Genomic DNA, 11,246 nt, shown 5'->3' with positions numbered 1-11,246 from the left:
CGTGACGGTATTGGCGGCCTTGATTTCCGCGCGTTCCACGTTCCATGCCGCGATGCCCTGCAGCAAGGCTTGCTGCTGCAACACCAGCCGCTGCACGACGGCTTGTTGCATTTCGATCAGTTCGCCCCAGGTTTGCAGGTTCATGCCGAATGCAAACAGCCTGGCGGTATCGATACTGCTGGTGCCGGCACGTGCGGCCCAGCCGCCGAGCAGCATGGGCACCTTGATCGCATGCTGCAGCGTCGCCGCATGCATGGCCGGTGCCGTCCGTTCGACTTCGACGACGGCCAGCGCGGTGCTGGCAGCGGACGCTGCCGGTTCCTGCAACACAGGTAAGGGTGCAAGGGTCGTACTTTTCATAGCAGGCTCATCCGGTGAGTGTGGGGGTCAGCCGCCAAGGCGGGTCAACATCGAGTGAAGCGCCTTGATCTGGATCGCGTCGTGCGTGTAGTAGTCCGGCTGTTCCGGATTGGCGCTGGTGTAGCCCCACCAGTCCCAGCAGCCATCCGGGTTTTGCTGGCCACCGTCGTCGGCGCCGGTGGCCTGCGGATACAGCACGATGATGTCGTTGCTGTCCGCCAGTTCGTTGTAGCCGGTGGTCGTCATATAGCGGTTGCCGTACGGCGCCTGATTGCTCACATCGGCGCGGCCGTATACGTAGTTCACGTAGCTATAGCCCTGCTTGCAGCCATGCAGCGCGATATGCACGCGCGCGGGCTTGCCTTCTTCGACGGCGCGCGGCACGTACGCGTAACCGAATTGACCCATGCTGGCCAGCGCGGCGGTACCGAAGAACTCGCGCTGGTCGAAACGCACGAGGCGGCCGCTCAGCTGGGTGGAGGCGGGCTTCAGGTCGCTGTAGATGTGGTGCAGGATGCGGTGCGACTGCATGAACGAGCCTTTATTGATGTACGGCGGCTGATTCGTGGGGAGCGGTGAATCTTCCGGGTTGTCCGTCACGATCGAATGGCCGGCGGGCACGGTGTCGTCGAATGCGATGTCTTGCGATGCGACGCCAAGCAGTTCGTAAAACCGCTGCGTGCATTTGACCACGTCCGAATAGACGACCGTGTCGCGCGAGCCCGTGAACAGGTACACGCGATCGCCCTTCAGGTTCGATACCGGATCGATGCGGCCCGCCTGCGCAGTTTCGCGCGCGAGTTGCGCGAGGCGCGGCGCGCTGGGGCCGGTATGCGCGGTCAGTGGGCTCATGCAGATGAATTCGGCGCCTTGCACGTAGGCGTCTTCTGCCAGCGGCGCCGCGCCGCGAAACGATTCGGCGCAACGAAACGGCCCGCCGGCGATGACGCCGACGCCGGCAAAGCTGGCCGAATGCGCCAGATGCAATTGCACGGTCATGAATGCGCCCGAGGAGAGCCCCGAAATCGAGCTTTCGCCCTTTTTCACGTTGTACGAGCTCAGTTGTTCGATCTTCGAAAAGGTGTCGTCCGCCATCTTCGCAACCCCGCGTGAGATATGTGAACTTGCTTCGTGTTCCGAATGGTGTGCAGCGCAAAAGCGGCCCGCCAGGACCGCTTTCGGTGCATCGGCAATGCGTATTGGCAGCAGCAATGCCGCTTTAATGCAGGCGGAATTTTTTGGCGTGCTGCACTGCGATAGCCGACGAATCGGAAGATAGGGAGATCGGAATAGGCTGGATACCTGCCAGAACGGATAGGGGGTGTAGCGCGAGAATCGTTGACGGGTGTTTTATTTCTGTCATCAACGTTTGCGCTTGTTTTTCACCCCTATCTTCCGCGCGGCCGTCTCGCATACGAGCGGCGGAACACCCACCACCCCGCGAACACCGTGAGCCCGACGACAGTCAGCACCATCACCCAGAAGCCGTGCCGGTTTTCCGCGAGCGGAATGCCGCCGACGTTCATGCCGAACAGCCCCGCGACGATGTTGATCGGCAGCGCCAGCACGGTGACCAGCGTCAGCGTGAACAGCGTACGGTTGGTCTGCTCGTCGAGCCGCGCGCCGATTTCTTCCTGCAGCAGCTTGATGCGTTCGGCAAGACCGGAAAGGTCGCCGAGCACCAGCGAGAATTCTTCGGTCGAATCGCGCAGGTGCTGGACGTCGGCCTCCGACAGCCAGTTGGGCGGCCGCACCAGCAGCCGGAAGATCGAGCCCGGTTCCGGCGCGAGCAGCCGCTGCAGCCGCACCAGCACGCGGCGCATCGCGCCCAGGTCGCGGCGGCTTTCCACTGCCAGCTTCGACAGGAACTGATCTTCGATGCGGTCGATTTCGATGCTGCTGCCGCGTACGATCTGCACCAGCAGATCTGCCTGGTCGCGCAGCAGGTGAATCAGCAGTTCAGCGGGCGTGCTGAAAATCTCGCCTTCGCGTACCGCAGCGCGCAAGCGGTCTACCGAGCGCAACTGCTTCAGCCGCGCGGTGACCATGATGTGCTTGTGTGTGTACACCCACAGCGTCGCGATGTCCGACGGCGTCTGCTCGAAGTCGAAGATCACGTCGTTGACCACCGCCAGCAATGCACCGTGCTGATGCTCGATGCGGGTGGAGTGCGAGCCTTCGCGCAGCGCTTCGAAGTAGCCGTCGGGCAGGTCCAGATGCGCGCGCATCCAGCGCTCGCTGGCCACGTGCGCGAGATTGAAATGCAGCCACACGAATTCGCCGTCGGTGCGCCGCGGGTTCGCTGCGTGATCGGCGAGCCATTCCATCAGGGCGTCGGAATCGATCGGCTGGCCCGCGTGGCCGGACACGAAGTGGAAGCTGCAAACCAGACCCGACTGGTCGGCGCCATATGTGGAAGTCGCCAGATTCAGTTTCATAGGCGGTTGAATGATTGAGCGGGTAAGCCGATGAAGGGGCGAGGTGCGTGCGCGCGCAACCCATGCGTGGCGGACATTTTGACACATCCGTTATGCGCGCTGTGTCGGGCCGCTGGCGTTTATATGACATTTTAAGGCGGCCTCGCGGACAATGCCGCGCGTCGATTGTGATACTTCATCGTTTCGTCACATTCCTGGCCAACAATCGACGCGCCCGGCATACCGGGCCACACACATAAGGCGACGGCGCGCTCCATCGAAGCGTCTGTTGATCGCCAGCTTGACCTCGGGGAATTACAAAATGACTATCCGTCATCGTATTACGCTATTGGTTGTCTTGATGTTCGTCGCCTTGTCGGCAATCGGCGCTTACGCCGTCTACCAGACCAGAGGCAGCGCGGCGGAGGTCAGACAGGTGACGGAAGGCGTGGTGCCCAGCGCACTCGCCTCTGCCGATCTGGTGTCGCAGGTCAAGGACGTGCAGATCGCGACCATGACGCTGGTCTACGCGCCCGATGCGAACATGGTGTCGCAGGCGCAGGAAGTGCTGACGAAAAAGCGCACGACGCTCAAGGACGCACTCGAGCTGCAAGCCAAAAATGCCGCGAGCCATGCGCAAAAGGGGCTCGTTGCGCAGGCGCAGGAAAGCCTCGGTAACTATTTCTCCGCGATCGACGAAACCGCCAAGATGAAACTGGCCGGCAAGAACGAGCTCGCGCAAGCCTACCTGTTCGCGAATGTCGCCGAGTATCGCGACGAGCTCGAGGGCATCGTCGAGACACTGCGTGTCGAGAAGAACCGCGAGAAGGATGCGGCGATCACGACGTTGAACGACCGCCTCGCCACCACGACCACGATGATCGCTGCCGTCACCGGCGCCGCGGTGCTGCTGCTGACTGCGATCGGCGCGCTGCTGTACCGCCAGATCACGCGGCCGTTGTCGGGCATGCAGGCGATGATGAGCGAGATCGCCACCAGCCAGGACTTTACGCGCCGCGTGCCGGTGGGCCGCATGGACGAGATCGGCCATTCGATCGTCGCGTTCAACGGCATGATCGAAAAGATTCAGGAAAACTCGGCGCTGCTCAAGCAAAAGACCGCCGATATTCAGGCGATGCTGCAGAACATGCAGCAGGGCATTCTGACGGTGGTCGACGATGCGGTGATTCACTCCGAGTACTCGGCCTACCTCGAGGCGATCTTCGAAACGAAGGACATCGCGGGCCGCCGGCTGATGGACCTGGTGTTTGCCGATACCGATCTGGGTGCCGACGAACTGTCGCAGATCGACGCGGCCACCTTCGCGTGTCTCGGCGAAGATGCGATCAACTTCGAGTTCAACCAGCATCTGCTGGTCGGCGAGATTGCGAAGCAGATGCCCGACGGCCGCGTGAAAACGCTTGATCTGAGCTGGTCCGCGATCACCGACGAGAACGACGTGATCGTGCGCCTGATGCTGTGCGTGCGCGATGTGACCGAGCTGCGCAAGCTCGCCGCCGAAGCGGGCGAACAGAAACGCCGCCTCGAAATGATCGGCGAGATTCTCGCGGTCAACGAGGAAAAGTTCCATCACTTCATCGATTCGGCCAGCGGCTTTGTCAGCGAGAATGAACGCATCATTCGCAAGCACGATCAGGCCGATCACAGCGCGATTGCGGAACTGTTCCGCAATATGCATACGATCAAGGGCAATGCGCGCACCTACAACCTGCAGCATCTGACCAACGTCGTGCACGAAACTGAACAACGCTACGACGAACTGCGCCGCGCGGAGTCGGAACACCACTGGGACCAGGACGTGCTGATGGACGAGCTTGCGCGCGTGCGCGAAGCGATCGACAGCTACGCGAAGATCAACGAGCTGAGCCTCGGGCGTAAGCGCCTCGCGCGCCGTACCGGCACGGACCGCTATCTGATGGTCGACAAGGAACACATTGCGCATAGCCTGAAGCTGCTCGAAACGGCGAACACCGGCGATATGCACGAACTCGTGACGATGCGCGACGCGCTGCACCGCACGCTGCGCGTGCTCGGCACCGAGAGCGTCGCGGAGACGCTGTCCGGCGTGCTCGATTCGCTGCCGTCGCTCGCGCAGGAACTCGGCAAGGACGTGCCGCACGTGCGTATCGACGACAACGGCTACCGGCTGCGCAGCCAGGCGGGCAACACGATGAAGAACGTGTTCATGCACCTGTTGCGTAACTCGGTCGACCACGGCATCGAAACCGCTGCGCAGCGTATCGCGCATGGCAAGCCGGCTGCGGGCGTGATCGATATCGAAGTGGGTATCGACAATGCGGCGCTGCAGCTCACGTTGAGCGACGACGGCCGCGGCCTTGCGCTGAAGAAGATCCGCGACAACGCAATCGGGCGCGGCTGGATCGATGCGGATACGCAGGTCAGCGATGAAGAGATTGCCGAGTTTATTTTCCGCGCAGGCTTCTCGACTGCGGAGCAGGTCACCGAAGTGTCGGGCCGCGGTGTCGGGATGGATGCGGTGCGCGATTTCCTGAAGCGCGAGCACGGCAGCATCGAGCTGCGCTTTACCGACGACCACAAGGGCGCCGACTTCCGCCAGTTCCAGACCATCGTCTGCCTGCCGGACAGCCTTGCGGTTGATAGCCTTGGCGCCGATGTGCGCGGCGATGTCGCCGACACCTTGCCGGTGGGCGGCCAACTGGCCAGCTGACGCGGCACGCGAGGCGCAAAGCGTGCGCCTCGCTTCATGCAATACAGAAGGATGGTTGTGATTCGATGGTGGTCATTCAACAGTATCTCGTAGCAGTAATCGCCGCCAGCACGGTAACGGCCGTGCTGGCTTTCGTCGTCCATCGGCTGCGCAGCGGTCGCGCGCTGCAGCAGTTGCGCGAAGCCAGCGACGCGCAGATCGCCGCGCTGACCCGCGACGACGACCAGCATGCGCAACTGCTCGCGCAAGCGGAGCAGGACAAGCTGGCGCTGGAAGCAAGCCTCGCGCAACTGCGCGACGAGCTTGCGCGGCAGGCAGCGTTGGTCGACGAAACGCGCGCAGCACTCGCCGTCGCCAATGAAAACCGCGACCAGCTCGCGCGCGACGCGCAGCGCATCTCTGAAGAAGCGCAGCGTCTGAAGGGCCTCGCGGCCACCTTCGAGCGCTGGCACGAGCAGATGATTTCGCTGATGACGCAGAACCAGGACATGCACACGAAGAACCAAGAGTTGTCGTCGATCGTGCGGCACGTGGTGATCGTGTCGCTGAACGCGTCGATCGAGGCAGCACGTGCCGGCAATGCCGGTCGCGGTTTCGCGGTGGTCGCAAGCGAAGTGCGTTCGCTCGCGGCACGTTCGGAAGAGTTGTCGAAGAGCTACCGCGACAGCCTGCATCGCAACGATCTGACCACCACCGCCACGTTCCAGGACATCCAGGCCGGCGGCAAGATGATCACCGCGTCGCTGGCCAGCGTCGAATCGCTCGCCAGCCAGTTTCAGGCCCGGCTTCACTAGGGGCGCGACGTGATCAGCTCTCATGCGAAGCAAAGCTTCGAGCGCATCTTCGACAAGGCAGTGCGCACACGTTTGCCGATGGATGTGAACCACAGCTGCAATATCGTGCCGCTCGCGCAAAGCGGTGCGCAGATGACGGCCGCCGATACGAAAGCGGTGGTGCTGACGATCTCGTCGATCGCGTTCCGGCTGCTGTTGATCCTGCAAGTGAACGAAGATGCGGCCACCGTCGGCTACTTCACCAAAGACAACGGCGAACGGCCTTTCGGCGAAGCGTTCCAGGAAATCTGCAATCTGTGCTGCGGCGCGATCAATCAGGAACTGCTGAACTATTTTCCCGATCTCGGCATGTCGACACCGTACACGCTGAGCGCGCGATGCCTGCCGTATCTAGGCAGCCTCAAGCCCGATCTGCTCGAATCGTTTTCGATCACGATCGACGGCTCCGCGAGCGGCGCGGGCTCTACTGAACTGGCCGCGACACTGTGCGTGTGCGCGCGTGCGCCGGTCGATTTCACCGCGGACGTATCGCAAGCCGAAGATACGAGCGGTGAACTCGAACTGTTTTGAAATACCGAACCTGAATACGCGAAGGCAGGAAGCAGGATGAACGACAACAAACCGGTCAGCAAGGTCCTCGTGCTCGACGACGATCTGCTGCATGCGGACACGATCAAGCGCTTTTGCGACGAGAACAATCTGGTCGGCGTGAAGGTGCGCAAGAGCCGGCTGCTATCGGTGCTGCGCGCGAATATCGATCTGGGTGCGATTCTGCTGCACGAAAGCTATGGCGGTTCGCTCGACGAAGCCGCCGCGACGGCGAACCGGATCTACGCGGTACGCCCGGAATTGCCGATCATCATGCGGCGCGAAGCGCGCGCGACTGTCGACGACTTGCCCGAGAGCCTGCGCCAGATTCTCTGCGCGGTGTACGTGGCCAGCGACATTACGCCGCTGCGCGAGGTGATCGACAAATACATTTTCAGTCTCGACTATCCGAACGCGCTGGTGCGCGGCATTTCGGAAATCAGCGAGACGATGCTAACCACGCTGTTCAAGGAGCTGACGATCACCAGCGAGCGCCCGAGCATTGTGCGCGACCGCATTATTTTCGGCGAGGTGTTCAGTCTGATCGCGCTGGAAAGCACATGGTGCCGCGGCTACATGATGATTCAGGCCGAAGAAGAGCCGTTGCTCGCCTTGCTCGACCAGCGTCGCGGCGGCATCGCATCGACGGCGGCGGCGGCCGATTTCCGCGATCTGAACGACCTGCTCGGCGAATTGACCAACATGATCTGGGGGGCGTTCAAGAACCGCTTCCTCGGTGAAGTCGACCCGACGCGCGCGCAGGTTCAGGTGCCGTTGCTGGTCAATCACAGACAGAAATACATTTCGTTCGGCTCCGACAATCCGCAACTGTGCTTCGTGTACGAGTTGACGGACGAGCAATCGGGCCGTTCGGTGAAGCTGCATCAGCGTTTCGTGTTCAGCCTCAGCTGGTCGCCCGAAGAGTTCAGCGAGATCGCTGAACAACCCGGCGCGAGTGTCGGCGCAGGCGAACTCGATCTCTTCTGATTGGATGTTACGGGGAAAATCAAATGGCAAAGATTCTGGTAGTGGACGATTCAAGCACGGTGCGCGATGAAGTGGCCGGCTTTCTGAAGAAAAACGGCCTCGACGTCGATACGGCGGTGGATGGCAAGGATGGCCTCGCGAAGCTGAAGGCGAGCCCGGGCACCAAGCTCGTGATCAGCGACGTGAACATGCCGAATATGGACGGCCTGACGATGGTCGAAAAGATTCGCAGCGAGCTGGCGAATACGACGGTCAACGTGATCATGCTGACCACCGAGAGCAGCCCGGCGATGAAAGAGCGCGGCAAGGCAGCCGGCGTGAAGGGCTGGATCGTCAAGCCCTTCAAGGGTGAGGCAGTGCTCGAAACGTTCAGGAAGCTGGCCGGCTGAGTGGCCTCTGCTGCTGCGCCGCTTATTCGCTGGCCGGACGGCCCGTTTTCACGGTATCCAGTTCGGATACCGCGGCCAGCAGGCGCTTGACCGGTGCGACTGCGAGCAGCGCGAGACCGGCGCGCAGCAATTCGCTCTTTTTCACCGAGACGCCGGCTTCGAGGCAGCGCTGCTTCAGTTCGGCGATCTTCGCGTAGTCCGACTTCGGCATCGTGAAGCTGTCGCGTACGACCTTGTCTTTCTTCGCGCGGCGTGCTTTTTCGTCCTTCGCTTCTTTTTGCGCGGCAGCGGGTGCGGCGGCCGGTTTTGCCTTCGGCGTCTTGCTTTCGGCGGCCGCGGTGCTCTTCTTCGATGCCGCTTTCTCAGGCGCTGCCTTTTTCGGTGCGGCTTTCTTCGGTGCCGTTTCCTTCGTTGCGGTCTCTTTCAATGCCGCTTTCTTTTCGACCGTTGCGGGGGCCTTCTTCGCGGCGACGGCCTTTTTTGCTTTCGCGGACGGCTTGGCGTCTTGCGTTGCCGGTTCTTCCGCGCTCTTCGGGAAGTGGAAAGTCTTCTTCGTGGGTTGTTTGATTTGCGGTGTGCTCATCTGATCTCCGTGGTGACTGGGCAAACGGTATAAACAGTATATACGGTTTATGAGGCGGCGCGATGCGAGCGGAGCGCGCATCGAGAGTGAGCCTTTCCAGGAGATAGCGAAGGTGAGCCTGTTCGGGAGCCAGTCGTACACTGCTTGCGCCCGAGGGTGAGAAGGTTCGGGAGCCGTCACGCGAAGACGTACCGCTGCTATCCCGACACGATCAGCAATGTGCCGGTGAGCGTCAACGCCGCGCACCACAGCCAATCGAAATTGATCCATCCGCGTCTCAACATGCTGAGCCCGAGATACTCGTACGCGGCGAACGCAATGGCTCCGCCGGTCACGAAAGTGACCAGCGTATGCAGCGCAGTAACTTCGCCTAGCGATTGCAGCGACACGCCAAGCGGCGCAACCGCCGCGCCGGCGCCCGCCGCGCCCGCACTCGCGCCGCATAGCGGCAACAGCGCCGGTATCAGCATCAAGCCCGCGCCATGCATGGTGGCCATCGCAGCCGACCACAACGCCAGACCGACAAAGCCGGCCGTCATCCCCACCCGCACGCGATGACGATGCCCATACAGATGGTGATACACCGCCCACGCAATCAGCGCGGCGCCCATCAACACCCGTAGATGCGACACCTGCGTGAGCGCGCCGAACGCCACCGCCGACGATGTGACCAGCAGCACCGAAGCCGCATGCCCCAGCGCAATCGGCGGCAGCGCGAGCAACATCGCGCGGCGGCTGCCGCGCTGCAAGCCGAGCGCGGCCGCGAACAGCCAGCCCATTGCCGGATTGATGCCATGGAACAACCCGCTGCCGATCACGGTTGCCCAGTTCGGCCCGAAACCGTTCGAAAGCAGGTCGTTCATGATGGCGCACGCGATCGCATCATCGGCTCACGGATAGCAATACGAGTCTGACGAACAATCGCCGCCTTCGAGGCGCACCTGATGCGGGCGATGCGTGCTAGGCCATTGCACGAAGAACTTCGGATCGAATCCGATGCCGCCGCCCGGCGCGGCATCGAGCATCACCATCCAGCCGTTCAGACCATCCGGATAGAACTGGTCGTCGATCACGCCATAGAGCGAGTTCGTGAAGTACACGCGCTTGCCGTCGCGGCTGACTTCGACCATTTGCGGCCCGCCGTTCAGCGGCTGACCGTTCGCGCCCGGATGCGACGCACGCGACACGATGCCGCCGATGCGCACGGTACCCGTCAGTTCCGGATGGAACGGATCGGACACGTCGTACTGACGCAAATCTCCAGTGCCCCAGCATGACACGTACAGGTAACGGTCATCGAGCGACAGGTCGATATCGGTGACGAGCGGCGGCACCGCGCCGAAACCTTTGAGCATCGGCGGCAGCAGATCCGGATCGGCAGGCTCGGCGGGAATTTCGATGATCTTGCGCGCGGCCCACTGGTCACCTTCGCGGTACCACGTCCAGATCGACGCGGACAAATCCTTCAGGCTGATCACCGAATTGACGAAGCCGTGCGCTTTGGTTGGATCGTGCGCGGGCCGCAGTTCGAATACCAGCTGGTTCTCCGCGCCGAAATCGAGCACCTGTTTGTGCTTGCGCGTGTTGATGTCCCAGAAGTGCAGCCGGTGGCCGTACTTGCCGCCCAGCAGCACTTCGGGCACGAGGCCGTTTTCGAAGGTCGCGGGCAGCCCCCATTCGCTCGTCACCACCGTGTCGTAGCCGAGGTGCCACCATGCGTCGTACGCGAGCTCCTGCGGGCCGCGGTCGATTTCCCAGCGGCCGCGGATGTCGAAGGTTTCGTGATCCATCAGGAAGATACCGCCGGGCGCTTCGCCCTGCGCGTTCGCCAGCGCCGCAACGTAGATGCCGGCCGGCCCGCAATGCACGGTGTGCGGACGCGTATAGCCGGCTTTGCTCGCAACTTCGTCCGGTTCCAGCACGCGCACGAGTTTCGGTTGTCTCGGATCGGGCTTGGTATCGAGAATGTGGATGCGCGACGAGCGCAACCCGGGCACCACCAGATAACGCCGCTCCGAGTGCGGATGCGGCGCGTTCGGGCACAGGCACGAACTGCACGCATTCCAGCCGAAGTGATGCAACTCGTCGCCGAGGTTCGGCATCGCGACGCGGTTCACGATCGTGCCGTAGCCCGCCGAGCCGGGATCGACGTCCACCACCGCGAGTTCGTCCGGCACCTGCCGGGCCGGATCGAAGCTCGCGACGTACGCGAGCGTCTCCTTGGGTGCGCCGCCTGCCATGCGGGCCGAGGGGTAGAAGGTAGGATCGGGTTTCCACGTCGCCATGACAGTCCTCCGGGAGTGCTGCGATTGGCCCGCACACGCGTTGCTTGCGGACGTGAGGCGCGCAGGCGGGGTTCGCTGCGCGATCGGTGCTGCTCGATTGCCGGACTGGATGCTGCAGCGCTGCAATCACGCG

The 11,246-nt window shown here is 62.3% G+C and carries 10 protein-coding genes and 1 pseudogene; 5 read left to right on the top strand and 6 right to left on the bottom strand.

The window, feature by feature from the left end:
* From ACYVNQ_RS00420 to ACYVNQ_RS00410, 3 genes and pseudogenes are all read right to left on the bottom strand, one after another.
* A pseudogene (locus ACYVNQ_RS00420) lies at nt 1-360 on the bottom strand (hypothetical protein); the annotation flags it as partial.
* Between the two features lie 27 nt (nt 361-387).
* Complete coding sequence (locus ACYVNQ_RS00415; protein WP_460900165.1) at nt 388-1,455, bottom strand: extracellular catalytic domain type 2 short-chain-length polyhydroxyalkanoate depolymerase; 1,068 nt, start codon at nt 1,453-1,455, stop codon at nt 388-390.
* Between the two features lie 293 nt (nt 1,456-1,748).
* Nucleotides 1,749-2,798 (bottom strand): transporter, encoded by a 1,050-nt coding sequence (locus tag ACYVNQ_RS00410; protein WP_460900164.1) that lies wholly within the window; start codon nt 2,796-2,798, stop codon nt 1,749-1,751.
* A 301-nt stretch (nt 2,799-3,099) separates the two neighbouring features.
* Between ACYVNQ_RS00410 and ACYVNQ_RS00405 the strand changes: the two genes are divergently transcribed.
* The 5 genes from ACYVNQ_RS00405 to ACYVNQ_RS00385 all read left to right on the top strand — a co-directional run bounded on the left by ACYVNQ_RS00405 (nt 3,100) and on the right by ACYVNQ_RS00385 (nt 8,245).
* On the top strand, nt 3,100-5,487 hold the full coding sequence (locus tag ACYVNQ_RS00405; protein ID WP_460900163.1) for an ATP-binding protein: 2,388 nt from the start codon (nt 3,100-3,102) through the stop codon (nt 5,485-5,487).
* A gap of 65 nt (nt 5,488-5,552) precedes the next feature.
* Nucleotides 5,553-6,281, top strand: coding sequence for a methyl-accepting chemotaxis protein (locus ACYVNQ_RS00400; RefSeq protein WP_460900162.1), 729 nt, complete (start codon nt 5,553-5,555; stop codon nt 6,279-6,281).
* A gap of 9 nt (nt 6,282-6,290) precedes the next feature.
* The gene (locus ACYVNQ_RS00395) at nt 6,291-6,851 is read left to right on the top strand and encodes a hypothetical protein (RefSeq protein WP_460900161.1); all 561 of its coding nucleotides are present in this window, start codon (nt 6,291-6,293) and stop codon (nt 6,849-6,851) included.
* 36 nt (nt 6,852-6,887) lie between these two features.
* A complete protein-coding gene (locus tag ACYVNQ_RS00390) occupies nt 6,888-7,856 on the top strand; it encodes a chemotaxis protein CheX (protein WP_460900160.1) in 969 nt (322 codons plus the stop codon).
* Between the two features lie 23 nt (nt 7,857-7,879).
* A complete protein-coding gene (locus tag ACYVNQ_RS00385; protein ID WP_460900159.1) occupies nt 7,880-8,245 on the top strand; it encodes a response regulator in 366 nt (121 codons plus the stop codon).
* Between the two features lie 22 nt (nt 8,246-8,267).
* Here ACYVNQ_RS00385 and ACYVNQ_RS00380 read toward each other — a convergent pair whose 3' ends face one another.
* Genes ACYVNQ_RS00380 through ACYVNQ_RS00370 form a run of 3 tightly spaced genes read right to left on the bottom strand, consistent with a single transcriptional unit; the run spans nt 8,268 to nt 11,113 of the window.
* Nucleotides 8,268-9,098, bottom strand: a complete 831-nt coding sequence (locus tag ACYVNQ_RS00380) for a hypothetical protein (protein WP_460900158.1) — start codon at nt 9,096-9,098, stop codon at nt 8,268-8,270.
* On the bottom strand, nt 9,026-9,691 hold the full coding sequence (locus tag ACYVNQ_RS00375; RefSeq protein ID WP_460900157.1) for a hypothetical protein: 666 nt from the start codon (nt 9,689-9,691) through the stop codon (nt 9,026-9,028). Before ACYVNQ_RS00375 ends, ACYVNQ_RS00380 begins: the two co-directional genes overlap by 73 nt.
* A gap of 27 nt (nt 9,692-9,718) precedes the next feature.
* Nucleotides 9,719-11,113: a selenium-binding family protein gene (locus tag ACYVNQ_RS00370; RefSeq protein ID WP_460900156.1), complete on the bottom strand. Its 1,395-nt coding sequence runs from the start codon at nt 11,111-11,113 to the stop codon at nt 9,719-9,721.
* Between the last annotated feature and the right edge of the window lie 133 nt (nt 11,114-11,246).

Source organism: Paraburkholderia jirisanensis, assembly GCF_054782355.1.
Note: the sequence above shows the minus strand (reverse complement) of the source record. Positions and strands in the feature narration are given on the sequence as shown.

Bases quoted from the DNA above. Each gene is read 5' to 3' on its own strand.
- ACYVNQ_RS00415 (WP_460900165.1), bottom strand. From the start codon at position 1,455: ATGGCGGACGACACCTTTTCGAAGATCGAACAACTGAGCTCGTACAAC.
- ACYVNQ_RS00370 (WP_460900156.1), bottom strand. From the start codon at position 11,113: ATGGCGACGTGGAAACCCGATCCTACCTTCTACCCCTCGGCCCGCATG.
- ACYVNQ_RS00385 (WP_460900159.1), top strand. From the start codon at position 7,880: ATGGCAAAGATTCTGGTAGTGGACGATTCAAGCACGGTGCGCGATGAA.
- ACYVNQ_RS00375 (WP_460900157.1), bottom strand. From the start codon at position 9,691: ATGAACGACCTGCTTTCGAACGGTTTCGGGCCGAACTGGGCAACCGTG.
- ACYVNQ_RS00380 (WP_460900158.1), bottom strand. From the start codon at position 9,098: ATGGATCAATTTCGATTGGCTGTGGTGCGCGGCGTTGACGCTCACCGG.
- ACYVNQ_RS00405 (WP_460900163.1), top strand. From the start codon at position 3,100: ATGACTATCCGTCATCGTATTACGCTATTGGTTGTCTTGATGTTCGTC.
- ACYVNQ_RS00390 (WP_460900160.1), top strand. From the start codon at position 6,888: ATGAACGACAACAAACCGGTCAGCAAGGTCCTCGTGCTCGACGACGAT.
- ACYVNQ_RS00410 (WP_460900164.1), bottom strand. From the start codon at position 2,798: ATGAAACTGAATCTGGCGACTTCCACATATGGCGCCGACCAGTCGGGT.
- ACYVNQ_RS00400 (WP_460900162.1), top strand. From the start codon at position 5,553: ATGGTGGTCATTCAACAGTATCTCGTAGCAGTAATCGCCGCCAGCACG.